This window comes from Streptomyces sp. NPDC000345 (assembly GCF_042898825.1).
GTDB lineage: Bacteria > Actinomycetota > Actinomycetes > Streptomycetales > Streptomycetaceae > Streptomyces.
Genome location: NZ_JBIAZE010000012.1, coordinates 1 through 25,929 on the forward strand (window position 1 = coordinate 1; position 25,929 = coordinate 25,929).

30 protein-coding genes are annotated in these 25,929 nt (G+C 72.7%); 18 read left to right on the plus strand and 12 right to left on the minus strand.

The features are described from left to right. From ACFY30_RS26635 to ACFY30_RS26650, 4 genes are all read left to right on the plus strand, one after another. Positions 1 to 530 (plus strand): rhodanese-like domain-containing protein (locus ACFY30_RS26635; protein ID WP_390847648.1); only part of this gene is annotated, 530 nt, incomplete at its 5' end. A gap of 108 nt (positions 531 to 638) precedes the next feature. Continuing rightward, positions 639 to 1,220: a rhodanese-like domain-containing protein gene (locus ACFY30_RS26640; RefSeq protein ID WP_390847649.1), complete on the plus strand. Its 582-nt coding sequence runs from the start codon at positions 639 to 641 to the stop codon at positions 1,218 to 1,220. After that, a complete protein-coding gene (locus ACFY30_RS26645; protein ID WP_390847650.1) occupies positions 1,217 to 2,143 on the plus strand; it encodes a sulfite exporter TauE/SafE family protein in 927 nt (308 codons plus the stop codon). The genes ACFY30_RS26640 and ACFY30_RS26645 overlap by 4 nt, the downstream gene beginning before the upstream one ends. A gap of 364 nt (positions 2,144 to 2,507) precedes the next feature. Further along, positions 2,508 to 2,804, plus strand: a complete 297-nt coding sequence (locus ACFY30_RS26650) for a hypothetical protein (protein ID WP_390847651.1) — start codon at positions 2,508 to 2,510, stop codon at positions 2,802 to 2,804. A gap of 168 nt (positions 2,805 to 2,972) precedes the next feature. Here ACFY30_RS26650 and ACFY30_RS26655 read toward each other — a convergent pair whose 3' ends face one another. Genes ACFY30_RS26655 through ACFY30_RS26665 form a run of 3 tightly spaced genes read right to left on the minus strand, consistent with a single transcriptional unit; the run spans position 2,973 to position 5,040 of the window. Beyond that, positions 2,973 to 3,446 carry a DsrE/DsrF/DrsH-like family protein gene (locus ACFY30_RS26655; RefSeq protein ID WP_390847652.1) on the minus strand — a complete coding sequence of 158 codons (474 nt, stop codon included), beginning with the start codon at positions 3,444 to 3,446 and terminating at the stop codon, positions 2,973 to 2,975. A gap of 17 nt (positions 3,447 to 3,463) precedes the next feature. After that, entirely contained in the window at positions 3,464 to 3,781 is a 318-nt protein-coding gene (locus ACFY30_RS26660) for a TusE/DsrC/DsvC family sulfur relay protein (RefSeq protein ID WP_390847653.1), read from the minus strand. 17 nt (positions 3,782 to 3,798) lie between these two features. Then, positions 3,799 to 5,040 carry an NAD(P)/FAD-dependent oxidoreductase gene (locus tag ACFY30_RS26665; protein WP_390847654.1) on the minus strand — a complete coding sequence of 414 codons (1,242 nt, stop codon included), beginning with the start codon at positions 5,038 to 5,040 and terminating at the stop codon, positions 3,799 to 3,801. Positions 5,041 to 5,317: 277 nt separating this feature from the next. Here ACFY30_RS26665 and ACFY30_RS26670 point away from each other — a divergent pair, with 277 nt between their 5' ends. Genes ACFY30_RS26670 through ACFY30_RS26680 form a run of 3 tightly spaced genes read left to right on the plus strand, consistent with a single transcriptional unit; the run spans position 5,318 to position 7,879 of the window. After that, positions 5,318 to 5,770: an OsmC family protein gene (locus tag ACFY30_RS26670; protein ID WP_390847655.1), complete on the plus strand. Its 453-nt coding sequence runs from the start codon at positions 5,318 to 5,320 to the stop codon at positions 5,768 to 5,770. Beyond that, positions 5,767 to 7,494, plus strand: a complete 1,728-nt coding sequence (locus ACFY30_RS26675; protein ID WP_390847656.1) for an aminotransferase class V-fold PLP-dependent enzyme — start codon at positions 5,767 to 5,769, stop codon at positions 7,492 to 7,494. Before ACFY30_RS26670 ends, ACFY30_RS26675 begins: the two co-directional genes overlap by 4 nt. A gap of 16 nt (positions 7,495 to 7,510) precedes the next feature. Beyond that, entirely contained in the window at positions 7,511 to 7,879 is a 369-nt protein-coding gene (locus tag ACFY30_RS26680; RefSeq protein ID WP_390847657.1) for a thioredoxin family protein, read from the plus strand. 47 nt (positions 7,880 to 7,926) lie between these two features. Here ACFY30_RS26680 and ACFY30_RS26685 read toward each other — a convergent pair whose 3' ends face one another. Next, positions 7,927 to 8,514, minus strand: a complete 588-nt coding sequence (locus ACFY30_RS26685) for a rhodanese-like domain-containing protein (RefSeq protein WP_390847658.1) — start codon at positions 8,512 to 8,514, stop codon at positions 7,927 to 7,929. 107 nt (positions 8,515 to 8,621) lie between these two features. Here ACFY30_RS26685 and ACFY30_RS26690 point away from each other — a divergent pair, with 107 nt between their 5' ends. Next, complete coding sequence (locus tag ACFY30_RS26690; RefSeq protein WP_390847659.1) at positions 8,622 to 8,909, plus strand: metal-sensitive transcriptional regulator; 288 nt, start codon at positions 8,622 to 8,624, stop codon at positions 8,907 to 8,909. 21 nt (positions 8,910 to 8,930) lie between these two features. On the opposite strand, the gene ACFY30_RS26695 is transcribed toward ACFY30_RS26690, so the two are convergent. The 3 genes from ACFY30_RS26695 to ACFY30_RS26705 form a co-directional block, all read right to left on the minus strand. Further along, positions 8,931 to 9,677, minus strand: a complete 747-nt coding sequence (locus ACFY30_RS26695; RefSeq protein WP_390847660.1) for a sulfite exporter TauE/SafE family protein — start codon at positions 9,675 to 9,677, stop codon at positions 8,931 to 8,933. Then, positions 9,674 to 10,060, minus strand: a complete 387-nt coding sequence (locus ACFY30_RS26700) for a rhodanese-like domain-containing protein (RefSeq protein ID WP_390847661.1) — start codon at positions 10,058 to 10,060, stop codon at positions 9,674 to 9,676. The genes ACFY30_RS26695 and ACFY30_RS26700 overlap by 4 nt, the downstream gene beginning before the upstream one ends. Positions 10,061 to 10,131: 71 nt before the next feature. Continuing rightward, positions 10,132 to 11,499 carry a rhodanese-like domain-containing protein gene (locus ACFY30_RS26705; RefSeq protein WP_390847662.1) on the minus strand — a complete coding sequence of 456 codons (1,368 nt, stop codon included), beginning with the start codon at positions 11,497 to 11,499 and terminating at the stop codon, positions 10,132 to 10,134. A gap of 184 nt (positions 11,500 to 11,683) precedes the next feature. Between ACFY30_RS26705 and ACFY30_RS26710 the strand changes: the two genes are divergently transcribed. Together ACFY30_RS26710 and ACFY30_RS26715 are read left to right on the plus strand one after the other, a co-directional pair. Continuing rightward, positions 11,684 to 12,088: a DUF302 domain-containing protein gene (locus ACFY30_RS26710; RefSeq protein ID WP_390847663.1), complete on the plus strand. Its 405-nt coding sequence runs from the start codon at positions 11,684 to 11,686 to the stop codon at positions 12,086 to 12,088. A 136-nt stretch (positions 12,089 to 12,224) separates the two neighbouring features. Continuing rightward, the gene (locus ACFY30_RS26715; RefSeq protein WP_390847664.1) at positions 12,225 to 13,031 is read left to right on the plus strand and encodes a hypothetical protein; all 807 of its coding nucleotides are present in this window, start codon (positions 12,225 to 12,227) and stop codon (positions 13,029 to 13,031) included. A gap of 41 nt (positions 13,032 to 13,072) precedes the next feature. On the opposite strand, the gene ACFY30_RS26720 is transcribed toward ACFY30_RS26715, so the two are convergent. The 3 genes from ACFY30_RS26720 to ACFY30_RS26730 all read right to left on the minus strand — a co-directional run bounded on the left by ACFY30_RS26720 (position 13,073) and on the right by ACFY30_RS26730 (position 14,948). Then, positions 13,073 to 13,282, minus strand: a complete 210-nt coding sequence (locus ACFY30_RS26720; RefSeq protein ID WP_390847665.1) for a hypothetical protein — start codon at positions 13,280 to 13,282, stop codon at positions 13,073 to 13,075. A 192-nt stretch (positions 13,283 to 13,474) separates the two neighbouring features. Then, positions 13,475 to 14,512 (minus strand): SPFH domain-containing protein, encoded by a 1,038-nt coding sequence (locus tag ACFY30_RS26725; protein WP_390847666.1) that lies wholly within the window; start codon positions 14,510 to 14,512, stop codon positions 13,475 to 13,477. Positions 14,513 to 14,516: 4 nt separating this feature from the next. Beyond that, positions 14,517 to 14,948, minus strand: coding sequence for an NfeD family protein (locus ACFY30_RS26730; RefSeq protein ID WP_390847667.1), 432 nt, complete (start codon positions 14,946 to 14,948; stop codon positions 14,517 to 14,519). A gap of 267 nt (positions 14,949 to 15,215) precedes the next feature. Between ACFY30_RS26730 and ACFY30_RS26735 the strand changes: the two genes are divergently transcribed. The 7 genes from ACFY30_RS26735 (at position 15,216) to ACFY30_RS26765 (ending at position 20,996) form a co-directional block, all read left to right on the plus strand. After that, complete coding sequence (locus ACFY30_RS26735; protein WP_390847668.1) at positions 15,216 to 15,917, plus strand: response regulator transcription factor; 702 nt, start codon at positions 15,216 to 15,218, stop codon at positions 15,915 to 15,917. Beyond that, positions 15,914 to 17,263 (plus strand): sensor histidine kinase, encoded by a 1,350-nt coding sequence (locus ACFY30_RS26740; RefSeq protein WP_390847669.1) that lies wholly within the window; start codon positions 15,914 to 15,916, stop codon positions 17,261 to 17,263. Before ACFY30_RS26735 ends, ACFY30_RS26740 begins: the two co-directional genes overlap by 4 nt. 110 nt (positions 17,264 to 17,373) lie before the next feature. Continuing rightward, on the plus strand, positions 17,374 to 17,790 hold the full coding sequence (locus tag ACFY30_RS26745) for a hypothetical protein (protein WP_390847670.1): 417 nt from the start codon (positions 17,374 to 17,376) through the stop codon (positions 17,788 to 17,790). Beyond that, entirely contained in the window at positions 17,787 to 18,770 is a 984-nt protein-coding gene (locus ACFY30_RS26750; protein WP_390847671.1) for an FAD:protein FMN transferase, read from the plus strand. Before ACFY30_RS26745 ends, ACFY30_RS26750 begins: the two co-directional genes overlap by 4 nt. Beyond that, a complete protein-coding gene (locus ACFY30_RS26755) occupies positions 18,767 to 19,453 on the plus strand; it encodes a ferric reductase-like transmembrane domain-containing protein (RefSeq protein ID WP_390847672.1) in 687 nt (228 codons plus the stop codon). Before ACFY30_RS26750 ends, ACFY30_RS26755 begins: the two co-directional genes overlap by 4 nt. Then, complete coding sequence (locus tag ACFY30_RS26760) at positions 19,450 to 20,778, plus strand: NADH-ubiquinone oxidoreductase-F iron-sulfur binding region domain-containing protein (protein WP_390847673.1); 1,329 nt, start codon at positions 19,450 to 19,452, stop codon at positions 20,776 to 20,778. The genes ACFY30_RS26755 and ACFY30_RS26760 overlap by 4 nt, the downstream gene beginning before the upstream one ends. Continuing rightward, complete coding sequence (locus ACFY30_RS26765; protein WP_390847674.1) at positions 20,775 to 20,996, plus strand: ferredoxin; 222 nt, start codon at positions 20,775 to 20,777, stop codon at positions 20,994 to 20,996. The genes ACFY30_RS26760 and ACFY30_RS26765 overlap by 4 nt, the downstream gene beginning before the upstream one ends. Before the next feature lie 328 nt (positions 20,997 to 21,324). Here ACFY30_RS26765 and ACFY30_RS26770 read toward each other — a convergent pair whose 3' ends face one another. Together ACFY30_RS26770 and acs are read right to left on the minus strand one after the other, a co-directional pair. Beyond that, the gene (locus ACFY30_RS26770; protein ID WP_390847675.1) at positions 21,325 to 21,909 is read right to left on the minus strand and encodes an adenylate kinase; all 585 of its coding nucleotides are present in this window, start codon (positions 21,907 to 21,909) and stop codon (positions 21,325 to 21,327) included. A gap of 187 nt (positions 21,910 to 22,096) precedes the next feature. Then, the gene (gene acs, locus ACFY30_RS26775) at positions 22,097 to 24,043 is read right to left on the minus strand and encodes an acetate--CoA ligase (protein ID WP_390847676.1); all 1,947 of its coding nucleotides are present in this window, start codon (positions 24,041 to 24,043) and stop codon (positions 22,097 to 22,099) included. A 541-nt stretch (positions 24,044 to 24,584) separates the two neighbouring features. On the opposite strand from acs, the gene ACFY30_RS26780 reads away from it, so the two are divergent. Beyond that, positions 24,585 to 25,823, plus strand: a complete 1,239-nt coding sequence (locus ACFY30_RS26780; protein WP_390847677.1) for a transcriptional regulator — start codon at positions 24,585 to 24,587, stop codon at positions 25,821 to 25,823. Positions 25,824 to 25,929: the final 106 nt, after the last annotated feature.

Genomic DNA, 25,929 nt, shown 5'->3' on the forward strand with positions numbered 1-25,929 from the left:
GCCATCTGCGCGGCTCGATCAACGTGCCCGCCGACGGCCGCTTCGCCGAACAGGCCGGCACGGTCCTCACCCCCGCACAGGACATCGTCGTCATCGCACCCCAGGACCGCGAGGAGGAGATCGTCACCCGGCTCGCCCGCATCGGCTTCGACAAGGTCGGCGGCTACCTGCGCGAGCCCGAAGGCGCCTTCCCCGCCCTGGCCGACGAGATGGAACAGGCCGGCCGCCTCACCGCCGACGAACTGCGCCGCCTGCTGGACGACGAGGAACCCCCCCTCGTGCTGGACGTGCGCAACACCGCCGAACGCGAAGAAGGCCGCATCGAGGACTCCCTCCACATCCCCCTGGCCGAACTCGCCCGCCGCATCGACGAGATCCCCACCGGCCGGCCCCTCGTCGTCCACTGCGCCGGCGGCCACCGCTCCTCCATCGCCGCCAGCCTGCTGCGCCACCACGGCCGCACCGACGTCTCCGACCTCCTCGGCGGCTACGCCGCCTGGCTCACCCTGCCCGCACCGGCCGACGCCTGACCCACCCGGGCCGGGCGGCGGCCGAGTCCGTCGGCCGCCGCCCAGCCTCACCAGCCACTTCAGCCACTTCAGCCACTTCAGCCACTTCAGCCACAGCAAGGAACCCCGATGACCACCCATGCCGACAAACCACGACTCGATGCCGCAGCCCTGCACGCCCTGACCCAGGACGGCGAGGGCCCGCGCCTGCTGGACGTACGCACGCCCGGCGAGTTCCGCACCGCCCACATCCCCGGCTCCTACAACGTGCCGCTCGACACCCTGCGCGAGCACCGCGCCGAGCTGCTGCACCACCTTGACGAGGACGTCGTCCTCATCTGCCGCTCCGGCGCCCGCGCCGCCCAGGCCGAACAGGCCCTGGCCGAAGCGGGGCTGCCCAATCTGCGCGTCCTCGACGGCGGCGTCATGGCGTGGGAGACCGCAGGAGGCCCGCTCACCCGAGGCCCCGAACGCTGGGACCTGGAACGCCAGGTGCGCCTGGTCGCCGGCACCCTCGTCCTGGTGAGCGGCGTCGCGGGCCTGTTCCTGCCCGGACTGCACCTCATCGGCACGGCGGTCGGGGCCGGGCTGGCCGTCGCCGCGCTCACCAATACCTGCGCGATGGGCATGCTGCTGTCGAAGCTGCCCTACAACCGCGGCCCGCGCACCGACATCGACACCGTCGTCGCCGCCCTGCGGGGCACGTCATGATCGCCGTCATCATCGCCGCGTCACTGCTCATCGGGGTCAGCCTCGGCGTCCTGGGCGGCGGCGGGTCCATCCTGACCGTGCCCATCCTGATCTACCTGGCCGGAATGGAGACCAAGGAGGCCATCGCCACCTCGCTCTTCGTCGTCGGGGTCACCAGTGCCGCCGGGGTCGTCTCCCACGCCCGTGCCGGACGCGTCCGCTGGCGAACGGGTCTCCTCTTCGGCCTGGCCGGCATGACCGGCGCCTACGCGGGCGGACGGCTGGCCGAGTTCATCCCCGGCACCATCCTGCTGCTCGCCTTCGCCCTCATGATGATCGCCACCGCCGTCGCCATGATCCGGGGACGCAAGCAGCAGCCGAAGAAAGTCCACCACGAGCTCCCCGTGCTCCATGTACTGCTGGACGGCATCGTCGTGGGCCTGGTCACCGGACTCGTCGGCGCGGGCGGAGGCTTCCTGGTCGTACCGGCCCTGGCCTTGCTGGGCGGACTGCCCATGACCGTGGCGGTCGGCACTTCCCTGCTGGTCATCTCCATGAAGTCCTTCGCCGGCCTGGCCGGTTACCTCGCCAGCGTGCACATCGACTGGGGGTTCGCGGCCCTCGTCACGGCGACCGCCGTCGTCGGGAGCCTGCTCGGCGGTCTGCTCGCCGGACGCATCCCGCAGGATGCACTGCGCAAGTCCTTCGGCTGGTTCGTCGCCGTCATGGGCGTGTTCGTCCTCGGCCAGCAGGTCGGCCCCGACCTGCGGCACACCCTGCTGACCAGCCCCTGGACGTGGGCCTCCGTGGCCGCGGCGGCGGGAATCGCGTTCAGCTGGTACATGTTGCGCAGGAGCGACGGGCGAACCCCGATGGGGGTCCCCCGGCGATGGGGACACCTCCCGCTCGAGCGCAGCCGAGAGCGGGACAGAAGCCGAGCGTGAGGGAGGGCAGGCGAGGCTCGTGCGCCGATTCCCGGAGGTCCCGCGAGAGGCGCCGGCGAGAGCGGCTGCATCGGAGACGGTCATCGCAGGCTCCCCACTGAGGAGCGCGGATCCGGACACCCCGCAGGGCGTCTTCGCGGAGCGAGTTCCTGGAGGGCCGGGACGGCCGCATCAACCAGCCCCTCACCCTTGTGCCGCGGCTGTCCGACCGAGCCACCCGCATCACGGGAGAGCCGCCGGCCCGCGCGAGCACGGGAACAATACGGCCTCGCGCGACGCTTCCACCTGTACCCGCCAGGTATTGAAGTCGCGGAAGACGCCCGCCGGGGACCGTCACCGCCCCCTGCAGAGGAGCGTGAGAACGATGGCAACGACAGGACCTGACCGGCTCCCCACGAGCGAGCGCGAGGACGGCTCTCTCGTGACCACCTGCGGGCGCAGGATCGCGGTGCGATGCCTGCGGCTCGCACCCGCGGACCGGCCCATCAGCCGGGTCACCCTGCGCGTGGGACGGGACCAGGGGGGCGAACCGGGAGTGTGGGCGGCGCTCACCCCTGGCGAGGCTCGTGACCTGGCCCGTCTACTCCTCGCGCAGGCCGGTCTGGCGGAGCGCGGAACCAAGCCCGCCGGACCGTCCCGAAAGGGCTCCCCCGCCTTCTGATCCCAGTTGACGTGCGGCACAGGCGAGTTCGTCCGAGCGCACGGTGTGCAGGTCGCCGGGCAGCAAGGCCGGTGGGCGCCCGGCCCCGGACGGCTCGTCGTCGGGACGGGCGGCCACGGTCGGCACCGCCCCACCCCCTCCGGCAGGCCGGGTACGGTGCCTGCCACCTCAGGTGTAGATGATCTGGCCGCCGGCCGCGTGCTCGTAGAACTCGCCGACGGTGATGATGCCCTGGACCTGCTCGACGAGGTCGCCCTTGTCGAGTTCGAACAGGTCGACGGACGCCTTGCAGGCGTAGATCCCGGCGCCGGTGTCGGAGATCATCTCGATGAACTCGGGGATCGGCGGGATGTCGAGCTTCTCCATCTTGCGTTCCATGTACCGGGTGACCAGGTCCGGCACCCCCGGTATGCCGCCCAGCAGGGTCGGCAGGTGCAGACCGGGATTGCCGACCGTGGCCAGCTTGATGTGCTCCCAGCGCTTCTTCGTGATGGCGTCGAGGCCGAAGAAGGTGAAGAACAGGTCGGCCTCGATGCCCTCGGCGCGCGCGCCGTTGGCCATGATCAGGGCCGGGTAGATCCCCTCCAGGGATCCCTTGGAGACGATGATCGAGACCTTCTCGATCGTGGCGGTTCCGGACATGGCGGGCCCTCTCCTTCTCAGATGCAGCCACGGGGCTTGGGAATCCCGGCGATCTTCGCGGCGGTCTTGGCCGGGCCCTTCGGGAACAGCTGGTAGAGCTCCTTGACGCTGACGCCGGAGGTCTTGCCGAGCACCCGCACAGTGGGTCCGGTGCCCTTGGCGGCGTACTGCTCCCGCATGAAGCGGATGACCGTCCAGTGCCGGTCGGTCAGTGTCTCGATGCCCTGCTCGCGGGCGAGCTGTTCGGCCATGGGCTCGGTCCACCGGCCGGGGTCGGTGAAGAAGCCCTCGTCGTCGACGGGGACGGGCGTGTCGCCATAGGTGGCGGTGGGCATGGTGGTGCTCCTTCGGTTCAGGCGTGGATGTGGTGCTTGCCGTGCTCGGGCATCGCCGAGCCGATGCCGGGCAGGTCCCGGCCGGGCAGCAGGCTGTGCCAGTAGAGCCACTCGAAGGCGAGCTTGCCGAGGTGGGCCGCGTGGGACTCCTTCAGCAGCGGCAGGCCGACGGCGGCCGGGAAGTGGCCGGGCAGCGGCTCGGTGGCGTAGTTGAAGTCGATGAGCAGCGCCTTGTGGAACCCGGTCTCGACGAAGCAGTTGGCGTGTCCGTCGAAGGAGGCGTCCAGCGGCTGTCCGGCGAGGAATCGGGTGACGTTGCGCACCAGCACCTCGCCCTCGAAGTGGGCCACCGACCCGGCCTTGGACGCGGGCAGGCCCGCCGCGTCCCCGATGGCGAACACCTCGGGGTGGTCGGGGTGTTGGAGGGTGTGCGGGTCGACGGGGACGAAGTCCAGCTCGTCGCCCAGCCCCTCGGAGCGTCCGACGTACTGCGCGCCCCCGTGCAGGGGCACGACGACCGCCAGGTCGAACGGCACCTCCCGTTCGTCGTAAGAGACCAGTCGGCCGCCCTTGCCGTCGACCTCGCCGAGCGTGAACTCGGTGACCAGCTCAACGCCCTTCTCCGACAGCAGCCCGCCCAGCGCCTTCGCCGCGACCGGCTTGGTGAAGGCGGCGTCGAGCGGAGTGGCGTAGGTCAGCCGGACCTTGTGGCGGATGCCGCGCCGCTGGAAGTACCAGTCGGCGAGGAAGGCGAACTCCAGTGGCGCGACGGGACACTTGAGCGGCAGGTCCGCGACGTCGATCACGACACGGCCGCCCTCGAAGCGCTCCAGCGCATGGCGCAGACCGACGGCGCCGGGCAGGTCGTAGAAGGTGAAGACGTTGTCGCCCCAGCCGGGACCGGTCAGCCCTTCGGTCTCCTCCGGCAGCAGCCGGGCTCCGGTGGCGACGACGAGGACGTCGTAGGTCAGCCGGATACGGCCGGCGAGGTGCACCGTCCGCTCGGTCAGGTCGACCCGCTCGATCCGGGCCTGCTTGTAGTCGACGGCGGTGTTCAGCTGCCGCGGGCGGGAGCGGACGAGGTGGTGCGGCTGGGCGAGCCCGAAGGGCACGAACAGCAGTCCGGGCTGGTAGACGTGGTCGTCGTTCTGGTCGACGACCGTGATCCGGAGATCCCGCTCGTCGTACACGCGCCGCAGGCGGTTGGCCGTCATGGTGCCGGCGGTTCCGCCTCCGAGAATCACGATGTGTTGGCCCATGTCCCCACTGTCATGCGGCAGATGAGAGCGGGACATGGGCCGCTGGTCCCTACTCGGGTACCCACCGGGGTATGCCTTCACCCAGCCCATTCGCTCGCCGCGGCCGACTTGCCCGCCGCGAACCCGCTGATAAAATACCCGGCAGGGTATACCACCGCGGCAGCTTGCACGAGGGCCGAACGCCCCCTGCCGCACCCCGTCGGCCTCTCGATCCGCCGTGCCGTCCGTGGTCGACTGGGATCCGGCAGCAGTCGGCACGCGCGAGAAGGGCCCGGCCATGACCGCCAGCACGCAGCAGACCCCCGGCACGAACCGGCCGCAGTCCACGGATGTGCACCGTTTGGAGGTCACCCACGTCGATCGCGACGCCTACACCGTGGACATCCGCGGCCACCGTCTCCAGGTCGACCAGCCCCCCGAGGCGGGCGGCACGGACACCGCGCCCACCCCCACCGAACTCTTCGCCGCCTCCCTGGCCACCTGCGTCGCCTTCTACGCGGGCCGCTACCTCCACCGGCACGGTCTGCACCGCGCCGGCCTGCGGGTCCGTACGGAGTTCACCATGGCCACCGACCGCCCCGCCCGTGTCGCCTCCCTGCGCGTCGTGGTCATACCGCCGCCAGGTCTTTCCGAGCAGCGCCGGGCGGCCCTGCTGGCCGTGGCCTCGCACTGCACGGTGCACAACACCCTCCACGAGCCGCCCGAGGTCGCCATCGAGCTGGAGCCGTGAGCACCTCCCCGGCGCCCGCCGGGCCGGCTCTGCTGGAGCGCATCCGAGCCGGCCTCATCGGGGACGACGAGGTGCTGGACGGCCCGTACGGCCCGAAGCGGATCGTCTACGCGGACTACACCGCCTCCGGCCGCTCGCTGGACTTCGTCGAGGACTTCATCCGAGAGCAGGTCCTGCCCCGGTACGGCAACACCCACACGGAGAGCTCCAGCACCGGTCTGCAGACGACCCGCCTGCGCGAGGACGCCCGCCGGATCATCCGCGACGCGGTGGGCGGCACCGAGGACGACCTCGTCATCTTCTGCGGTTCGGGCGCGACCACCGCCGTCAACAAGCTGGTCGGGGTCCTCGGCCTGCGCCGCCCGGGCCGACTGCCGGAGGCACGGCGGCCGGTCGTCTTCGTCGGGCCGTACGAGCACCACTCGAACGAACTGCCCTGGCGTGAGTCGGTCGCCGACGTCGTGGTCATCGACGAGGACCCGGACGGCCACATCGACCTCGCCCTGCTGGAAGCGGGACTGCGGCGGTACGCCGGCCGGCCGTTGCGCATCGGCAGCTTCTCCGCCGCCTCCAACGTCACCGGCATCCTCACCGACGCCGACCGCGTCGCCCGGCTGCTGCACGCGCACGGCGCCCTCTCCTTCTGGGACTACGCGGCGGCCGCTCCGTACGTCCCGATCCGGGTCGCGGAGAGCGAGCCCGGCGCGGGCGATCACAAGGACGCCCTCTTCCTGTCACCGCACAAGTTCGTCGGCGGCCCGCAGACCCCGGGCGTGCTCGTCGTACGCCGCGAGCTCGTCCGCGACCGGGTGCCCACCGCGCCCGGCGGAGGCACCGTCGCCTTCGTCGACCCCCTCGGCCACCGCTACCTCGACGACCCGGTCGCCCGGGAGGAGGGCGGCACCCCGGCCATCGTCGAGTCCATCCGCGCCGGGCTGGTCTTCTCCCTCAAACAGGCCGTCGGCACCGACACGATCCAGGCAGCCGAGGAACGGCACTGGCGGCGGGCGCTGGCCCGCTGGGACGCCAACCCGCGGATCGAGGTCCTCGGCAACCACCACGCCCGGCGGCTCTCCATCGTCTCCTTCCGCATCCGCCACGGCGACCGCTCCTCACTGCACCACAACTACGTCGTCGCCCTGCTCAACGACCTGTTCGGCATCCAGGCCCGCGGAGGCTGCTCGTGCGCCGGACCGTACGGCCACCGCCTGCTCGCCATCGACGCCGCCACGTCCCACGCCCTGCGCGACGAAATCGTCCACGGCTGCGACGGCATCAAACCCGGCTGGGCCCGCGTCAACTTCAATTACTTCATCAGCGACACGGTCCGCGACTACCTCATCGACGCCGTCGACCTGATCGCCCGGTACGGCCACCGGCTCCTGCCCGACTACCGCTTCGACCCGCACACCGGGCAGTGGCACCACCACGCCGGCGCCGCCGATCCGCCGCTGCGCCTGACCGGCGTGTGCTTCACCGCCGACGGACGCGTCACCGCCCCGGCCGTCCGCCACCGTCGGCTGCGAGAGGAGGCACTGCCCGGTCAACTCGATCGCGCCCGCGAGGTGTTCGCCTCCCGTCCCGACCGTCTGGACGACGGCCCCACCGGGCTTTCGGCCGACTTCGAGCGCATGCGCTGGTTCCCCCTGCCGCCTGTCTGCCTGTCCGCCTGGAACAAATCCGGACCGGCTCCGGTTGAAGCAGATACCCCACCGGGTATATGAGAGGAGACCGGAAGCCATGCCGACGATCGAACTGACCAAGGACAACTTCGAGGAGACCGTTGCCGGTTCAGAGATCCTGCTGATCGATTTCTGGGCGGCCTGGTGCGGACCGTGCCGGATGTTCGGCCCCGTCTACGAGAAGGCGGCCGCCCGCCACCCCGACATCGTCTTCGGCAAGGTCGACACCGAAGCACAGCCGGAACTCGCCGGGGCCTTCCGGATCTCCTCCATCCCCACCCTCATGGCCGTCCGCGACCGGACCGTCCTGTACTCGCAACCAGGCGCGCTGCCGCCCCAGGCGCTGGAGGAGCTCATCGGCAGGATCCGGGCCGTCGACATGAAGGACGTGCGCCGACAAGCCGCAGGCCAGGCGGGAGCGAACTGACGCCCAGGGCACCCGGTGGAGTCCACGGGTGCCCTTCGGCGTGCCGGTCAGCGGCCGCGCAGGGCGGCGAGCGCGGTGTCGAGGTCGGCCGCCCGGGGGCGGTTGTGGGGCAGCCTGCCGAGGAGGGCCGCCATGCCGCAGGTGTTCGTGAGCGCGGAGAAGACCAGGCCGCCCGCGATACCGGCCGAGATCAGCTGGAGGAGCGGGTGCACGAGCAGACCGAGGACGAGGCCGGTCAGGACCAGGCTGCCCGCGGTGAAGCGGACCTGGCGTTCCATGCTCCAGCCGGCCCGGGAGTCGCAGGCGGCCGGCGTGTGCAGGTCGTGTCCTCCCGCGGCCCAGGCGCCGGTGCCGCCGGTGAGCGTGGCCGTGGGGATGCCCTGCGCGGCCAGCAGTTTGCAGGCGTTCTCGGAGCGGGCGCCGGAGGCGCACACGACGAGGACGTCACCCTGTTCGGCGGCGTGCCGTATCTCCGGCAGGGCCCGCCGGATGTGGTCCAGGGGGATGTTGACGGCGCCGGGCAGGTGCCCGGAGGCGTACTCGGCGGGCGTGCGCACGTCGATGACGGTGAGTTCGTGGAGCCGGGCGCGGGCCTCGTGGGTGGCGAGGGTGACCGGGGCGGGGGAACTGGTCATGGCAGGTGTGATCCTTGATGGGTCGAGATGGTCGGGTTGGTTGATGGTCGACGCCGTCCCGAACCGGGACGTACAGTACCCCTAGGGGTATTTTTCTAGGAGTGATCGTGGAACTGGAGCTCGAGGGTGCGGACCTGAAGTCGGTGCTGAACCGGCTGCGTCGTGCGCAGGGTCAGATCTCCGGCGTGATCCGGATGATCGAGGAGGGACGCGACTGCGAGGACGTCGTCACGCAGCTCGCCGCCGCCTCGCGCGCGCTCGACCGGGCCGGTTTCGCGATCATCGCGACGGGTCTGCAGCAGTGCGTGGCGGACATCGACTCCGGCCGCAGGAACGGTGAGGACACGGACGCGATGCGTGCCCGGCTGGAGAAGCTGTTCCTGTCGCTCGCGTGAGAGCCCGCGCCGCGGCGGCTGTCACAGCACCGCGTCGATCAGCATGAACGCGGCCACGGCCAGCAGCACCAGGGCGAAGATCCGCTGAAGGGTGTGCCCGGAGACCTTCCCGGACAGCCGCTTCCCGTCCCGGGCGCCCAGGATCGCGGCCCCGACGAACGGTCCGACGACCACCCAGTCCAGCCCCTCGACCGCTCCGGCCCGCATCGTCAGCGCGGCCAGCGAGTTGACCGTGATCACCAGCAGACTGGTGCCCACCGCGTGACGCATCCGCAGGCCCAGCACTCCCACCAGCGCCGGTACGGCGAGGAACCCCCCGCCGACGCCGAGCACGCCGGTGACCGCGCCGAGCCCCGCCCCGGCCGCCGCGGCACGGCCCGGCCGCACCGCCACGACGGTGTCCGCGGACGGGCGGCTCCGCAGCATGCGCAGCGCGGCGGCCGCCGCCACCGCCGCGAACGCCGCGGTCAGCACGGCTTCCGGAACACGGCCGGCCAGCGCGCCGCCCAGCATCGCCGGCCCGATCCCCGCGGCGGCGAACAGCAGTCCCGTCCGCCCGCGGACGTGCCCGTCGCGGGCGTGCGCGGACAGGGCGGTGACCGAGGTGAGCGTGACGATGACCAGACTCGCGGTGGTGGCCGCCACGGGGGTGAAACCGAGCAGGTAGATCAGGGCGGGGACCGCCAGCACACTGCCACCGCCCCCGAGCGCGCCCAGCGCCAGACCGATCACGGCCCCGGCGGCCAGGGCGAGGACCAGAGCGCTCACGCGACGGTGCCGTTTCCGCCGCGCGCGTCCACGACCGGCAGCCCGGCCGCGGCCCAGTCCCTCATACCGCCCACCACGTCCACGGCCTCGGAGCCACGGGCGGCGAGGATGTCGACGGCCTGCAAGGAGCGGTTGCCGGAACGGCAGATCACCACCAGCGGCCGCGCCTGCGCCGCGTCGGGAAGCCCTGCCCCGGCGTCGAGCGAGGACAACGGCACGTGCACGGCCCCGGGGGCGTGTCCCGCCTGCCATTCATGGGCCTCGCGCACATCGAGGAGCACGGCGTCACCGCGGTCTTCGGCGGTCCCGTGACCGGTACGCGCGGCCGCCTCCTGCACGGTCACGCGGCCCGGACCTCCCCGACCTCGTCGGAAGATGCTCATCTCGGCTGGTCACTCCTGTTCCCGTTGTCGGTATGAAAGTTCGACGGAGGTCTGTGCGGCGCCTCGCGCCGTCAGGGGTTGCGGACGGTGAGCCCGGCTTTCTCGGCGGCGTCGAAGGAGTCGTCCACGGCGACGACGTCCCGGCCCGCGGCGTCCAGCAGGGATGCGGCGATGGCGGCGCGCATGCCACCCGCGCAGTGCACCCACACCTCGCCCTCGGGGACCTCGTCGAGGCGGCGGTGCAGGGTGTGGACCGGGATGTGGACCGAGTCCTCGATGTACCCGCCGCCCCGCTCCGACGCCCGCCGGACGTCGAGGACGACGACGCCCCCGGCCGGGTGCCGGTCCGCGAGGTCGGCGAAGGTCGCCCGGGGGAAGGAGACCGGCTTGTCGCCGTCGCGCACCCAGTCGGCAGGCTCGCCGGTGGCCGCGGCGGCCGGCCGGTCGATGCCGACGCGGACCAGCTCGCGCTGGGCGGCGGCGAGCTGCCCGGGCGACTCGGCGAGCAGCGTCACCGGCTTGCCCCACGGGATCAGCCAGGCCAGATAGGTGGCGAGCTGTCCCTCGGCCTCGAAGTTGAACGAGCCGGACACGTGCCCCGCGGCGAACGCGACCCGGTTGCGCAGGTCCACCACCCACTCCCCCGCCGCCAGCCGGGCGGCGATCTCCTCGGCGTCGGCGACGGCGGGCGGGGTCAGGTCGACGGCCGCGGGTCCCGCGGCATTGGCCGGCCCCATGTGCGCGTAGTAGGCGGGTACGTCGTCCAGGCCGGCCAGCAGGTCGGCGACGAAGGTGTCCACGTCCCGGGTGAGGGCGTCGTTGGACGCCTTCTCCTTGCCGATGGTCGTGGCACTGCCCTCCGCCTGGGACGACGAGCAGAAGCTGCCGAACCCGTGCGTGGGCAGCACCGCCGTCTCGTCGGGCAGCTCGGCGGCCAGCCGGTGCGCGGAGGCGTGCTGGGCGCGGGCGAGCCGCTCGGTCAGCCGCGGCTCGACGAGGTCCGGGCGGCCGACGGTGCCGATGAGGAGCGAACCGCCGGTGAACACCGCGACCGCGACACCGTTCTCCTCCAGTACGTAGGAGGTGTGGTGCGGGGTGTGACCGGGTGTGGCCAGCGCGCGCAGGGTCAGGCCGGCGTCGCCGTCGATCTGCGCCCGGTCGCCGTCGTGCACCGGAACGCGATCGAAGGAGACGCGGGCCCCGGCGGGCACGAGGTAGGCGGCGCCGGTGACCCGGGCCAGCTCCAGGCCGCCGGTGACGTAGTCGTTGTGGACATGCGTCTCGACGACCTGCGCGATCCGCACCCCGCGCCGCGCGGCCGCCGCGATCACCTGGTCGATGTCGCGCGGCGGATCGACGGCCACGGCGGTGCGCTCACCGCCCGCGAGATAGCTCCGGTTGCCGAGCCCGGCCACCTCGATCGTGTCGACGAAGAACACGAGGTACTCCCTTCCAGCGACGAATTACCCCAGGGGGTATGTCTTCGACGGTAACATGAGTACCCCAGGGGGTATTTCCAGGGGCAGTGAAAGCCCCGGGAAGCGCCACTGGAGCACCCGCACGCCCGCACCCGGCCGGACACCCGTCCCGCGCCGCACGAACCGCCGAGAAGGGCCCATCCCCATGCGCTACGACCGCACCGTCCGCCTCCACACCGACTTCGCCACCGCCGTCGCCCGCACCCGCGACGCCCTCGCGGAGCAGGGGTTCGGCATCCTCACCGAGATCGACGTCGCCGCCACCCTCAAGGCCAAGCTCGACCACGACATGGAGGACTACGTCATCCTCGGCGCCTGCAACCCGCCCCTGGCCCACCGCGCCCTGGAGACCGACCGCTCGATCGGCCTGCTGCTGCCCTGCAACGTCGTCGTCCGCCGGGAGGGCGACCACACGGCCGTCCAGGCCCTCGACCCGAGCACCATGGTCGCCCTCACCGAACTCGACGCCCTGCGCCCCGTCGCCGAGGAAGCCACCCGCCGCCTCGACGCCGCGCTCACCGCCCTCACCGCGGCCGACGCGGACCGCTGACACCACCCCGAGCGAGCGCACGCCTCCGATGCCCGGGTCCGTCCACCCCGCACGTGCGACGACGATCCGGGCCCGGGAATGTCCGGGTCGGACGTTCGCCCGTCGTCGTCAGCGGGGGCCGGCATGATGCGCGGCCATGGGAACGAGAGACGACAGTGACGAGGCGCCCGTGGTCGGCCTGTGCGACCGGGTCCTCGGCGAGAGTGCCCTGACCCGGCACAAGTTCGACTGGCTGCTGGGGGACCCCGGCACGGGCGGACGGCGTGCCAGGCTGCCTGTCGACGCGTACTGGCCCGGTCACCGGCTGGTTGTCGAATACCGGGAGCTTCAGCACGACCGGCCGGTGCCCCACTTCGACAAGCCGGACAGAATCACCGTCAGCGGCGTGCACCGTGGCGAGCAACGGGCGCTGTACGACGCCCGCCGTGACACCGAGATCCACGCACACGGACTGCGGCTGGTCGTGGTCCGGCCGGCCGACCTGGACGCGGACGGCCGCGGGCGGCTGCGCCGCAACCAGGACGCGGATCTGGCGGCGCTGCGGAAGATCCTGGCACGCGACAGCGACGAGGACCGGGTCACCGGTGCTTTCCGCACCTGGCTGCTGGCCGAGGGGTGGACGCCGGTCGATCCCGCCGACCGCTGGACCGACGTCGAAGCGGTGCGCGGAGACGAGCGGTTGATCTGCGAGGCCGAGGGCCGCACCGGCGAGAAGGGCATCGACGCCGACATCGCCTACGGGCAGCTGCTGCGTCGCATGACGGGCCAGGACTCCCGCACACGGTACGCACTGGTCGTGCCGTCGTCGTCCGTGCAGGCCGTCGAGCGCGTTCCGGTTCACGTCCGTGAACTGCTGCGCATCGACGTGTACGAGGTGACGGACGACGACGTGGTACGTCGGCTGCCGGCACAGGCGGCCGCGGCGGCGTCCCACGACACGTGAGCCAGGACACAGCCGCGAGCCTTCTCCTCCGGCACCCGGGACTACCGGCGCCGCAGGAATTCTGCCGCCGCGGGGTGGTTGGTGAGCCACCACTGGCACACGTTCCAGTGGTTGTCCTTGCCGCCGGCGTCGTCGAATGTCACGACGGCCACCACCGGGCCGCTGCAGTTCGGGCTCGGCACGCTGTGCATGCTGCACGTGCGGCCCTCGTCCGGGGACACCTCGTCGATGGCCGTGATGACGGACTTCATGGGCAGGAGCGTACGAGGTTCTCCCGCTGTTGCCCACGTCTTCGGCGATACGCCGGTGGCTCCGGGACGCGAGGGCCCCCGGGGTCCAGGGTGCGACGGCGGTGACGAGCCGGGTCGCCGAGGCCGGCGCGCCGCGCGTCTCCCTGTCCCGGATCGCCCCACGCGGGTCCATGACCGGGCCGCCGCCCGCCGTCAGCGAGGCGGGTGGGACGGGAGGGTATCGGGGCCTGCGCCCTCGGCCTTGGCGGCGTCGGCGAGGGCGGCGGCAGCGGCTTCTTCCGCCTGAGCCTTGTCGTTGGCGGCCTGGGCGGCCATGTCGTCCGAGGGTTTCTCGCGGGTGGCCGGCGACTGGGGCAGCACCTCGCTGAAGGCACGGGACATCCCCTGAAGTGCGGAGGTGATCTCGCTGGGGATCACCCAGAAATTGTTGCCCGGGCCCTGCGCGAGCTGGGGCAGCGTCTGGAGGTACTGGTAGGCGAGCAGCTTGGGGTCGGGGTCGTTGCGATGCACGGCCTGGAACACCTCGTCGATGGCCCGGGACTGGCCCTCGGCCTGGAGGATCGCAGCGGTACGGTTACCCTCCGCGCGCAGGACGGCGGCCTGCTTGTCGCCTTCGGCGGTGAGTATCTGTGACTGGCGTTGCCCCTCGGCTCCGAGAATCGCGGCCCGCTTGTCCCGCTCCGCTCGCATCTGCTTCTGCATCGCGTCCTTGATGGTCTGCGGAGGGTCGATGGCCTTGATCTCCACCCGGTTGACCCTCAGCCCCCACTTCCCGGTGGCCTCGTCCAGCACGCCACGGAGCTGGCTGTTGATGGTGTCCCGCGAGGTGAGCGTCTTTTCCAGGTCCATGGAACCCACCACGTTGCGCAACGTGGTGACGGTCAACTGCTCTACGGCCTGCAGGAAGTTCGCGATCTCGTAGAACGCCGCCCGCGGATCGGTGACCTGGAAATAGAGGACGGTGTCGATCTCGACCACCAGATTGTCCTCGGTGATGACCGGTTGCGGTTTGAAGGAGACGACCTGCTCCCGCAGGTCGATCACCGGATGCACGCGGTCGATGTACGGGATGACGAGGTTGAGGCCGGGATTCAGGGTCCGGTGGTAGCGGCCGAGTCGCTCGACGTTACGAGCGCGGGCCTGGGGAACGATACGGACCGCACGCACCACGGTGAAAACCGCGAACAGCGCGACGATCAGGCCGGCAATGAGGAACGCCGAGGTCTCCATGGTTTCAGTCCCGGGGGTAGACGATCGCGGTGGCGCCGCTGATCTCCATGACGTCGACGGTCCGTCCGGCAGGAATCACGAGCGTCTCGTCGTAAGCGCGGGCCGTCCATTCCTCGCCGTCGATGAGCACCCTGCCGCCCCTGCCCGTCACCTCCGAGACGACATGGGCGGTCCTGCCGACCAGGGCGTCCACCCCGAACCGCGCCGCTTGAGGCTGGAGCACGTGCCGCAGCGCGATGGGGCGCACGAACAGCACGGTGACGGTCGCGACGACGGTGAACACCAGGAACTGGAACGGCAGCGGCAGCCCGACCGCGGCCGACCCCGCCGTGACCAGCGCGGCCGCACTCAGCATTCCGAGCGCGGCGGTCAGGGTGAAGATCTCCACCACGGCCAGCACGGCCGCGATGATCAACCAGATCAGCCATGGATCCATTGCGTGCCTCTTCGGACCGATGCGGGTACGGAAGGGCCGGCCCGGCGATCCGGCGGATGTGGCTCAGTACGGCACACCCGAAACGGTCCATTCGCACCCAATAGATCGATTTTACGCTGCCGGGTCGGTCCCGAGCAGCGAAGGGAGTCGTCGTCCGCACACCGCGGCGTACAGGGGACGAACGGCCCCTTGTGGCACGGCCATGCCGGAGACGCAGACTGGATGGCGTGGGGCGCCGATCTCATCGTCCGAAAGCGGGTCTGACGCATGAACGGGCAGGTCACGGGCTTGGCCGAGACGCGGGTGCTGGTCGTGGAGGACGACCGCGGCATCGCGGAGTCGCTGGTGCGCGGGCTGCGGCAGGCAGGATACGCGGCCGAGGGGGTCCGTACCGGCAGGGCGGCCCTGACTGCCGCGTCTCCCGACGTCGTACTGCTCGATCTGGGGCTGCCGGACATCGACGGGGTCGAGGTGTGCCGGATGCTGCGCGCGCGGTCGGATGCCGCGATCATCGCGGTGACCGCGCGGGGTGAGGAGGCGGACCGGGTGGTGGCCCTGGACGAGGGCGCTGACGACTACCTGGTCAAACCGTTCGGGCTGGCCGAGCTGCTGGCGCGGGTCCGTGCCGTACTGCGCCGCAGACGTCCCGTAGGTCCGGAAGTCCTGCGGCACGGGCCGCTGACGCTGGACCTGCGGACCCGGCAGGTGTCGATGGGCGGCCGCCCGATCGCGCTGACGCCGAAGGAGTTCGGGATTCTGGAGTGCCTGGCAGCCGATCCGGGCCGGGTGGTGAGCCGTCGGCAGATCCTGGAGCGGGCCTGGGACGCCCACTGGTACGGCCCCACCAAGGTCCTGGACGTGCACATCGCGGCGCTGCGCCGCAAGCTCGGCGCGCCCGGACTGATCGAGACCGTCTACGGGCACGGTTTCCGGCTCGGTGCGGCCGAAGGGGCGCGGGAGCAGCCGTGACCCGGCGCATCACCTGGACGCTGCTCGCCCTGACCTCCGTCCTGCTGGTGCTCGCGCTCGTACCCCTGGCCGTGTTGATGACGGCACGTGAGCGCGTCGCCTTCCGCGACGACCAGCGGGCGGCCACCCGCGTGGTGGCCGCGGCGGCCGAGGAGCACCTCTCCGACCGCAAGCCGCAGACGGGCATGCGCCGGGAACTGGACGCCGCGGCACGGGCCGGGGACTGTGCCACCGTGTACGACGCCGCCGCGCGGCTGGTGGCGAGTACCCCCTGCACCGCCGCCCAGGGCGAGGAGGCGGAGGAGCTGGTGAAGGACGTGCTGGCCGGGCAGGAGCCGGAGCCGCCGGAAGACGAGGGCCGGCTGCTGGCCGCGGAACCGGCCGGTGAGGTCCACCGGCCCGCCGGCGCCGTCGTCCTGGCCCGCTCCGCGGCCGCGCTCGACGCCCGTACGGCCGCGATCTGGGGATGGTCCGCGGCGATCGGCACCGCGGGGCTCGCCGCGTCCGTGCTGCTGTCCGTCCGTCTCGCCCGCTGGGTGAGCCGCCCGCTGTCGGCACTCGACGCGACGGCACGGAAGCTGGGCGAGGGCTCCCTCGACGAGCGGGCCGAGGCCGGCGACGGACCCCCGGAAGTACGCCGTCTGGCCGCCACGTTCAACACCATGGCCGCCCGTACGGAGGCCCTGGTGCACGGCCACCGGGCCATGATCGCCGACGTGTCCCATCAGCTGCGCACCCCGTTGGCCGCGCTGCGGCTGCGGCTCGACGTCCTGGGCACCGGTGCCCGGGGAGACGTCGCGGCGGAGCTGGACGCGGCCCAGGACGAGATCGCACGGCTGTCACGGCTGGTCGACGGGTTGCTCGCGGTCGCCCGGGCCGAGCAGGCGACGCCCCGGCCGACCGCCGTCCGGGTGGATCAGGTGGTCACGGAGCGGGTCGCCGCGTGGTCGCCGGTGGCCCAGGAGCGCGGCGTGCGTCTGAGCGCGTCGGAGGGGCCCGCCCTGACCGCCTCGCTGGGCGGTGGCCACCTGGAGCAGATCCTCGACAACCTGATCGCCAACGCCCTGGACGCCGTTCCCGACGAAGGGAACGTGACGGTCGGCCACCAGCTGGTGGGGAAGTCGGCCCAGGTGTGCGTGACGGACGACGGCCCCGGGATGCCCGCCGCGGCCAAGGCGGTCGCGTTCCGCCGGTTCGGCAACCCCGAGGCCAGGGGCACGGGGCTGGGGCTGGCCATCGTCCACCGGCTGGTCACCGTGAACGGGGGCGGCGCGCGGTTGCAGGACACGCCGGGCGGCGGGCTGACCGTGGTACTGGACCTGCCTCTGTGGGCGGGAGAGCCCTGAGATCTTTACCGGTTCTGAAGAAGACGTGAGCAGGTTCCCCGGTGCCGTGCGCGCAGCCTGGAGGTGCACGCAGCCGATTCCGGGCCGCCGATCCACCAGGAGCCGCTGCCATGTCCCCCTCGCCCGACGACTTCGACCAGCCGCTGCCCCCTCCGGACCCGGCACGCGCACGCGACCGCGATCGCGGCCTGCGGCGGGGCCGCCGTCTCACCCGCTGGACCGCCGCGGTCGCAGTGACCGGCGCGGCGGCCCTGGGCAGCCTCTACACCCATCTGCCGGGGAGTTCGGCCTCACCCGTGCCGTCGAACCCGCCCCTGCACAGCCCCTCGGCGCCGTCCGCCGACACCCCGAAAACCGGCGACGACGGGGACCACGGCGACGCGGCCCGCCACGAGAACGACGACGAGGGCGAGGGCGAGGACGACGACGCGGGAGTGGCCCCCGTGTCGCAGCCGGCCCCGCAGCCCCCGGCGCAGCCGCCCGCTCCCGCCCAGCAGCCGCCCCACACCACGACGGGGGCGTCATGACCATCCGTGCTCCCGCACCGTCCCCCGCCGAGGCAGTGTTCCCGGCGCTCGGCACCACGGCCGTGCTGCTCGTGACCGACCCGAAGGCCTTGCCGGCCGCGGAGGGCGTCCTGCGGGCCGAACTGGCCGCCGTCGACCTCGCCTGCAGCCGTTTCCGGCCGGACTCCGAACTCACCCGCGTCAATCTGAACGCGGGAAGGCCGACGACGGTGAGCGAACGCTTCGCCGAGGCGCTCCAGGCCGCTCTCCGCGCCGCCCGGCTCACCGACGGCGCCGTCGACCCGACCGTGGGGCGCGCCATGAGCGCCCTCGGCTACGACCGGACCTTCGCCGCCCTGCGCCCCGAGGACGCCCGTCCGCTGCCGGCTGCCGTGCCGGCACCCGGATGGCGGCGGATCGTCTTCGACCCACGCTCCCGGCGGCTGCGTCTGCCCCCGTACACCCACCTCGACCTGGGCGCGACCGCGAAGGCCCTCACGGCCGACCGTGCCGCCCGCCGCGCCGCCGAGGCCGCCGGGTGCGGCGTTCTGGTCAGCCTCGGCGGCGACCTCGCGGTGGCCGGTCCGGCCCCGGACGGGGGCTGGCGGATCGCCCTCGCCGACGACCACGCCCGGCCCGCCGCGGAGCACGGCCCCGCCGTCGCGGTGACCGGCGGGGCCCTCGCGACCTCCGGCATCCGGGTACGCACCTGGCACCGGGCCGGGCGCACCCTGCATCACATCGTCGACCCGGCCACCGGTGAACCCGCCACCCCCGTCTGGCGCACCGTCACCGTCGCGGCCGCCACCTGTGTGGACGCCAACACCGCCAGTACGGCGGCGGTCGTGCTGGGCGACAGAGCGGCCGACTGGCTGCGCGGCGCCGCTCTGCCCGCACGGCTGGTGGGCCTGGACGGCCGTCTCGTGTGTCTCGGCGGCTGGCCGCCCGACTCCGCCTCCGCCACCTCCGCCACCGAAGTCGCCTCTGGAGATCCGCGATGACGACCCTGGCCCTGACCGGAAGCCCCCTGTGGTACGCCGCCCGCGCGAGCGGAACCGTCGCCCTGCTGCTCCTCACCGCCACCGTGGTGCTCGGTATCGCCTCCGGCGGGCGGGCCCGGCCGCGCCGGCTCGGCCGCTTCGAGCTCGGCGTGGTGCACCGCAACCTGTCCCTGCTCACGCTGGCGTTCCTCGTCGCGCACGTGGGGACGGCGGTGCTCGATCCGTTCGTCCACCTGGGGTGGGCGGTGTCCGTGGTGCCGTTCGGGGGCTCCTATCGTCCGCTGTGGCTCGGCCTCGGCACGGCCGGGCTGGACCTGCTCCTGGCCGTCGCGGTCACCAGTGCGCTGCGCCGACGCCTTGGGGCCCGCCGCTGGAAAGCCGTGCACTGGCTGGCGTACGCGGCCTGGCCGCTCGCTCTCTTCCACGGGGTGGGCACCGGCACCGACACCCGCCTCCCCCTCCAGCTGTGGCTGTACGCCGGCTGTCTCGGCTCGGTGGTCGCAGCCGTGTGGTGGCGGCTGGTGCAAGCCGGTCCGGGGCGGGCCGCCGGGCGCCTGGCGGCTGCCGTGGCCGCGACCGCCGTACCGGTGGTGCTCACCGCCTTCCTCGCCACCGGACCGCTCCAGCCCGGCTGGTCCCAGCGCGCCGCCTCGACGGCGGTCCTCCTCGGAGGTGGAAGGTGAACTCCTCGGCCGCGGCGCGTCCCGCCCTCCACCGCCTCTCCCCCGGACCGGGCGATCCGGCCGCCGCCCGGCTGCTGGCGGGCTGGTACGCCACCGGCCGACCGGCCGACCTGACCGATCATCTGAGGCGCCACGGGCCACCTCCCACCGGAGACGGCTCCCTGCCACTGGTGGAGGCCGTGGCGGCGGCCGGGCTCACGGGGCGCGGCGGCGCCGGGTTCCCGACCGGCCGCAAGCTGGGCGCGGTCACCGCGCGGCCGGGCCGCTGCGTGGTCGTCGTCAACGCCATGGAGAGCGAACCGCCCAGCCTCAAGGACCGGTTCCTGACCGCCGTCGCGCCCCATCTCGCCCTGGACGGCGCCGTGCTGGCCGCCACGGCGGTCGGCGCGGACACCGTCCACGTGTGCCTGCCCCGCGACCGCACCGCCCAGTACCGGCAGTTGAGCACCGCCGTGGACGAACGCCGCAGCGCCCGCCTGGACCAGGTGCGGCTGCGGCTGCACGCCCTTCCGCACGCCTACGTCTCCAGTGAGTCGACCTCTCTGGTGCGCTGGCTCAACGGAGGCCCCGCCCGGCCCCAGGGTCACCCGCCGCACGTCCACGAGCGGGGCGTCGGCCGACGCCCCACGCTGGTCCACAACGCCGAGACCCTCGCCCATCTGGCTCTGATCGCCCGCCACGGCCCGGCCTGGTTCCGGCAGGCCGGCACACCGGACGAGCCGGGCACCCTGCTCGTCACCGTCTCCGGCGCCGTCCGCGCCCCCACCGTGCTGGAGGTGGCGCTGGGCACGCCGCTCGCCACGGTCCTCGCCCAGGCCGGCGGTGCCACGCGGCCCCTGCGCGCGGTCCTCCTCGGCGGCTTCTCCGGCACCTGGCTCCGGCCGGAGCAGCTGCACACCCCGCTCTCCCGGCGCGGTCTGGCCCCGCTGGGCGCAGCACCCGGCGCCGGCGTGCTGGTCGCGCTGCCCGAGGCGTCCTGCGGGCTGACCGAGACGGCTCACGTCCTCACCTATCTGGCGGCGCACAGCGCCGGCCAGTGCGGACCCTGCCGTGTCGGGCTGCCCGCCGTGGCCGAGGACTTCACCGCTCTGGCCACCGGACGGGCGGACGCGGCCCTGCTGTCCCGCCTGCGCCGCCGCGTCGGCCTGCTCCCGGGCCGGGGCGCCTGCCGCCATCCCGACGGCGCCGCCCGCCTCGCGGCCTCCGCCCTGGACGCCTTCGCCGACGACGTCGCCCGCCACCTCGCCCACGGCACCTGCCCGGCCGCCGGTCGGCCGCCCCGGCTCTCCGTGCCGCCCGCCACCGCACCGGAGACCTGGCGATGAGCAGGAGGAGCCGCACCCGTACCCTGCGCGTCGACCGCATCGCCTGCACCGGGCACGGCCTGTGCGCCGAACTGCTCCCGGAACTGATCGACCTCGACGAATGGGGATACCCGGTCCTCAAGGGCGCGACCGTCCCCGACCGGCTTCGTGCCCACGCCCGCCGCGCCGTCGCCGCCTGCCCCGTCCTCGCCCTGCACACGGACGACGACCGGACCTGACCGGCGGGCGTCCACGCCTCCGGTCGGCCCCGGCAGCGCCGACGTACGTCCCCTGCCGGAAGGACGGGGCATCGAACGGCCGATGACGCTCACCGGCGACCGCGTCCAGGCGCCGCCCGCGGGCCCGGCCTCGGCACGCCTGTCGGCCTGCGCGGATCCCGCCGGACCGTATGCGCCGGCCATGCCGTGGGCCGATCGGCGCGCCGGTCGGATCGGAACGCTTCCCCCGACGTCGGTCCGGCTCGCGTGTCCGCCCGCTCCCCCTCGCGGCCCGGGCGCCGCACGGCGAGGTCCCGGCCGCGTCGCCGTCGTTCCTCGGGTCGAACGATCACGGTGCGGGGCGCGCGTGCCGGGCTGGACCGCGCGCCGCTTCCGACAGCCCCTTGAGCGCCCGCGCGGCGATGTCGTCGATCGGTCCGACGGCCTCGACGGTGAGCAGGATGTCCGCGTAGTGGTCGAGCAGAGGGGCGGTCTGGTGTTCGTAGACCCGCTGACGGTGGCGGATGACGTCCTCGTTGTCGTCCTGGCGTCCGCGGTTCAGCAGCCGCTCCACCACGATGTCCTCGGGAGCGGTGAACTCGACCACGGCGTCCAGGGCGACCCCGGCGGAATCCAGGATCGCGGCGAGTTCCCGCGCCTGTGGGACGGTGCGCGGGAAGCCGTCGAGGAGGAACCCGCGCCGCGTGTCCGGCTCGGCCAGCCGCTGGCGGACCATGCCACCGGTGACGTGGTCGGGTACGAGTTCACCGGTGTCGAGATACCGCTCGGCGTCCTGCCCGAGGGGCGTCCGGCGGGTGACGTGTTCACGGAACAGGTCTCCGGTGGAGACGTGCGGGATGCCGAGTCTCTCGCTGAGTACGGCTGCTTGGGTGCCCTTGCCCGCTCCGGGAGGGCCGATGAGGACGAGTCGCATCAGCGTGTGCGTGCCTTCCAGTCGTCGTTCTTCGCTCTTCTTTTCGCCGTCGTCGGCGTGCTTCGGTCAAGCGGCCGTGCGCGGCCCTGCGGCGACAGGAGGCTCGCTGCACGCGGGGCAGCGACTTCACAGGGGCGGCCGCTCCGGTGAGGAGTACGAATCCGCCGGGCCCACAGGCCGCCGCCGCTCATGCGGGGCCCGTCGTCTCGTGCGGCCCGCCGCCGAGACCCGCGTTGATCGAGTCCATCACGGAGGCGTCGGCGAGCGTGGTGACGTCTCCGACCTCCCGGTGCTCGGCGATGTCGCGGAGCAGCCTGCGCATGATCTTCCCGGACCGGGTCTTGGGCAGTTCGGGGACGATCATGATCCGGCGGGGCTTGGCGATCGGGCCGATCTCCTGGGCTACCTGCTCGCGCAGCGCCGCCGTGAGGTCCGCGTCGGTGCCCGCACGCAGGATGACGAAGGCGACGATGGCCTGCCCGGTCGTCGCGTCCGACGCGCCCACCACCGCCGCCTCGGCCACCGCGGGGTGCGAGACGAGCGCCGACTCGACCTCGGCCGTGGAGATCCGGTGCCCCGAGACGTTCATGACGTCGTCCACACGGCCCAGCAGCCAGATGTCGCCGTCCTCGTCGTAGCGCGCGCCGTCGCCGGCGAAGTAGTAGCCCTGGTCGGCGAAACGGGACCAGTACGTCTCCCGGTACCGCTTGGCGTCGCCCCAGATCCCGCGCAGCATGGACGGCCAGGGCTGGTCGATGACCAGGTAGCCGCTCTCGCCCTTGCCGACCTGACGGCCCTGGTCGTCGACCACCCTGGCGGACAGACCGGGCAGCGGTGCCTGGGCCGAGCCGGGCTTCGCGCCGGCCCCTCCCCCGGGCAGCGGGGAGATCATGACGGCGCCGGTCTCGGTCTGCCACCAGGTGTCCACGATCGGCGCCTTGCCGGCCCCGATGTGCGTGCGGTACCAGCGCCACGCCTCGGGGTTGATCGGTTCGCCGACGCTGCCGAGCACCCGGATCGAGGAGAGGTCGTAGCGGGCGGGAATCTGCTCGCCCCACTTCATGAACGTGCGGATGACGGTCGGGGCGGTGTAGTAGACCGTGACGCCGTACTTCTCGATGATCTCGAAGTGCCGCCCCTCGTGCGGGGTGTTGGGCGTGCCCTCGTACATGACCGAGGTCGCCCGGTTGGCGAGGGGCCCGTAGACGATGTAGGAGTGACCGGTGATCCAGCCGATGTCGGCGGTGCACCAGTAGACGTCGGTCCCGGGGTCGAGGTCGAAGACGGTGCGGTGGGTGCAGGCGGCCTGGGTGAGGTAGCCGCCGGAGGTGTGCAGGATGCCTTTCGGGCTGCCCGTCGTCCCGGAGGTGTACAGGATGAACAGCGGGTGCTCGGCGTCGAAGGACTCCGGGGTGTGCTCGTCGGACTGGGCGTCGACCAGGTCGTGCCACCACAGGTCGCGGCCCTCGGTCCACGGCACGTCGCCGCCGGTGCGCCGGACCACCAGAACGTGCTCGATGCTCGGGGAGTCCCCGGTCGCCTCGTCGGTGTTCGCCTTCATGGGCTCGGCCGTGCCCCGCCGGTACTGGCCGTCCGCGGTGATCAGCAGCCTGGCCCCGGCGTCTTCGATGCGCGACTGCAGGGCGGCCGGGGAGAACCCGCCGAACACGACGCTGTGCGGCAGGCCGAGGCGGGCACAGGCCAGCATGGCGAAGACCGCCTCGGGGATCATCGGCAGCTGGATGGCGACCCGGTCGCCCGGCATCAGACCGAGGGAGAGCAGGGCGTTCGCCGTGCGGCAGACCTCGCGCCTCAGCTCCGCGTAGGTGATCGTGCGGGTGTCACCCGGCTCGCCCTCCCAGTGGAAGGCGACCTGCTCGCCGTGGCCCGCCTCGACGTGCCGGTCGACGCAGTTGTACGCCACGTTCAGCTTCCCGCCGGTGAACCAGCGGGCGAAGGGCGCGTCCGTCCAGTCCAGCACCTGGTCCCAGCCGGTGTCCCAGTGGAGCTGTCCGGCCTGCCGCGCCCAGAAGGCAAGACGGTCGGCCGCGGCTCGCTCCGGCAGTCCGGACACGGCAGCGCCCCGGGTGGCAAGCGGGTTCTCGGGAACGTCGGGACGGGCGGAGCGCGACATTCGGGATCCTCCAGTGGGGTGCGGGTGCTGACCGGCATGGGGCCGCCGGTCCGAGGCGGGCGGCCGACCGTCGCCAGGTGGACACGGTGGCCGGTGAGGGTTGGCGTGAGGTTGGCGGCGGAGCCGGGCCCGCGGCCGCGCTCGTCCGCCGGGGGGCGGCGGCTCACCTCGCGCGGCGGTCAACCGCGGGGGCCGGCGCCACCGCCGCCCGGCCGCCTCGAACAGCTCCCCTCCCCCGGAGTGCACCGTGGCGCTCGTCACGGCTCCGGTCGGCGCTCGGATCATTACCGCTGGTCACCAGCGCGCGGGACGTGAGCGACTTGTGACCTCCAGGAGGGCGGGAAGTCCGTAACCTGTGCGAAACCTTGATTTCACTGCTTCATTCGCCGATAACACTGTCGTCCGACGCGGACGAAGCCGGGGGCGTGCAGCCGGGCGCGGCACCGGCCCGTTCTGATGGGGTGACCTGCCTGATCGGGCGGCGCGCTCCGCGCGTCGAGGCGGATAATGGTTGCCGGCCCCTTTCACGACAGGGAAGCACATGTCACAGCGCAGTGACCTTCGGCGGCGCAGGGCCACGCTGGAGGACGAGTGGTCCCGTGCGGTGTCGCTGGTGAAGTCCACGGGCTCGGCGCCGAGCAGCTACCAGGCGCTGCGCCACGAGGTGGCCGAGTCGTGGGTGCGCTCGCTGCCGAGCGTGGACCCCGCCCGGGACAGCGCCCCGGTGACCGACGGCGGCGCGATACAGCACCGCTGGACCGACTCGCTGCTGCGCCGGCCCGTCAGCGCCCTCTCCGACGAGCTGCGCAGCATCGCCGACGACGCCGGCTTCGTCACCGCGGTCACCGACGAGTCCGGAACGATCATGTGGACGTGCGCCGGGCAGGACATGCGCCGACGGGCCGAGCGGGTCAACTTCGCCCCGGGCGGTCGCTGGGACGAGCAGGCCATGGGCACCAACGCTCTCTCCCTGGCGCTGCGCACCGGCCGCCCGAGCACCGTGTTCTCGGCAGAACACGTGGTGAACGCGTTGCACGGCTGGGTCTGCTACTGCGCCCCGATCCACGGCCCCGACGGTCACGTCCTCGGCGTCCTGGACCTGTCCACCACCTGGGACCGCTCGCACCCGCTGGCCATGTCCACGGTGCGCGGTCTGGTCTCCGCCATCGAGGCCGGGCTCCGCAGCGAGTCGCCCCGCCCGTCCCGGACGGACCTGCCGCGACTGCGGCTGTCGTGCATGGGCGAGGAGAAAGCCGTACGCGAGGGCGTGACGCTCCCCCTGCGTCCACGGCAGCTCGAGATCCTGACCCTCCTCGCGCTGGAGCCGGACGGCTTCTCACCGGAGCGGCTGCGCGAGGCCCTGTACGGCGACCGTCCCGTCACCGCCTCCACCTTCAAGGCGGAGATCTCCCATCTGCGGCGCGCCCTCGGCGGTGGCGTCGCCACCCGCCGCTACGCCCTCACCGCCCCCGTGTCCTGCGATGCCGTCGACGTACTGCGCGCGCTGGAGAGCGGTGACGCCGACACCGCCCTGCGCCTCTACCGGGGCCCGCTGCTGCCGCGCTCCGAGGCGCCCGGGATCGAGGAGTGGCGCACCCGCCTGGAGGTGGCCGTACGGGAGGCGGTCCTGGCGAGCACCCGCCCGGAGCACGCCCTGCGCTACGGCGAACGCGCGCCGTACGACGCGGAGGTGCACGAGCACGCTCTGCGCCTGCTCGACCGGGCCGACGCCCGCCGCGCGATCCCCGCCGGCCGCCTGACGACGGCCCTGCGCGACTGACGTACACCGGGCGCCAGGCGCCAACCTCGCGCCAACCTTGCGGGCTCACAGTGATGCGCACCACGACGGCAAGGGCCGTCGTAGCACCGCATCGTCCACTGAGGAG

Bases quoted from the DNA above. Each gene is read 5' to 3' on its own strand.
- ACFY30_RS26720 (WP_390847665.1), bottom strand. From the start codon at position 13,282: ATGAAGTCCGTCATCACGGCCATCGACGAGGTGTCCCCGGACGAGGGC.
- ACFY30_RS26770 (WP_390847675.1), bottom strand. From the start codon at position 21,909: ATGCGACTCGTCCTCATCGGCCCTCCCGGAGCGGGCAAGGGCACCCAA.
- ACFY30_RS26750 (WP_390847671.1), top strand. From the start codon at position 17,787: ATGACCATCCGTGCTCCCGCACCGTCCCCCGCCGAGGCAGTGTTCCCG.
- ACFY30_RS26640 (WP_390847649.1), top strand. From the start codon at position 639: ATGACCACCCATGCCGACAAACCACGACTCGATGCCGCAGCCCTGCAC.
- ACFY30_RS26670 (WP_390847655.1), top strand. From the start codon at position 5,318: ATGACCGCCAGCACGCAGCAGACCCCCGGCACGAACCGGCCGCAGTCC.
- ACFY30_RS26645 (WP_390847650.1), top strand. From the start codon at position 1,217: ATGATCGCCGTCATCATCGCCGCGTCACTGCTCATCGGGGTCAGCCTC.
- ACFY30_RS26710 (WP_390847663.1), top strand. From the start codon at position 11,684: ATGCGCTACGACCGCACCGTCCGCCTCCACACCGACTTCGCCACCGCC.
- ACFY30_RS26700 (WP_390847661.1), bottom strand. From the start codon at position 10,060: ATGAGCATCTTCCGACGAGGTCGGGGAGGTCCGGGCCGCGTGACCGTG.
- ACFY30_RS26660 (WP_390847653.1), bottom strand. From the start codon at position 3,781: ATGCCCACCGCCACCTATGGCGACACGCCCGTCCCCGTCGACGACGAG.
- ACFY30_RS26680 (WP_390847657.1), top strand. From the start codon at position 7,511: ATGCCGACGATCGAACTGACCAAGGACAACTTCGAGGAGACCGTTGCC.
- ACFY30_RS26655 (WP_390847652.1), bottom strand. From the start codon at position 3,446: ATGTCCGGAACCGCCACGATCGAGAAGGTCTCGATCATCGTCTCCAAG.
- ACFY30_RS26685 (WP_390847658.1), bottom strand. From the start codon at position 8,514: ATGACCAGTTCCCCCGCCCCGGTCACCCTCGCCACCCACGAGGCCCGC.
- ACFY30_RS26665 (WP_390847654.1), bottom strand. From the start codon at position 5,040: ATGGGCCAACACATCGTGATTCTCGGAGGCGGAACCGCCGGCACCATG.
- ACFY30_RS26650 (WP_390847651.1), top strand. From the start codon at position 2,508: ATGGCAACGACAGGACCTGACCGGCTCCCCACGAGCGAGCGCGAGGAC.
- ACFY30_RS26730 (WP_390847667.1), bottom strand. From the start codon at position 14,948: ATGGATCCATGGCTGATCTGGTTGATCATCGCGGCCGTGCTGGCCGTG.
- ACFY30_RS26725 (WP_390847666.1), bottom strand. From the start codon at position 14,512: ATGGAGACCTCGGCGTTCCTCATTGCCGGCCTGATCGTCGCGCTGTTC.
- ACFY30_RS26735 (WP_390847668.1), top strand. From the start codon at position 15,216: ATGAACGGGCAGGTCACGGGCTTGGCCGAGACGCGGGTGCTGGTCGTG.
- acs (WP_390847676.1), bottom strand. From the start codon at position 24,043: ATGTCGCGCTCCGCCCGTCCCGACGTTCCCGAGAACCCGCTTGCCACC.
- ACFY30_RS26745 (WP_390847670.1), top strand. From the start codon at position 17,374: ATGTCCCCCTCGCCCGACGACTTCGACCAGCCGCTGCCCCCTCCGGAC.
- ACFY30_RS26765 (WP_390847674.1), top strand. From the start codon at position 20,775: ATGAGCAGGAGGAGCCGCACCCGTACCCTGCGCGTCGACCGCATCGCC.
- ACFY30_RS26715 (WP_390847664.1), top strand. From the start codon at position 12,225: ATGGGAACGAGAGACGACAGTGACGAGGCGCCCGTGGTCGGCCTGTGC.
- ACFY30_RS26780 (WP_390847677.1), top strand. From the start codon at position 24,585: ATGTCACAGCGCAGTGACCTTCGGCGGCGCAGGGCCACGCTGGAGGAC.
- ACFY30_RS26755 (WP_390847672.1), top strand. From the start codon at position 18,767: ATGACGACCCTGGCCCTGACCGGAAGCCCCCTGTGGTACGCCGCCCGC.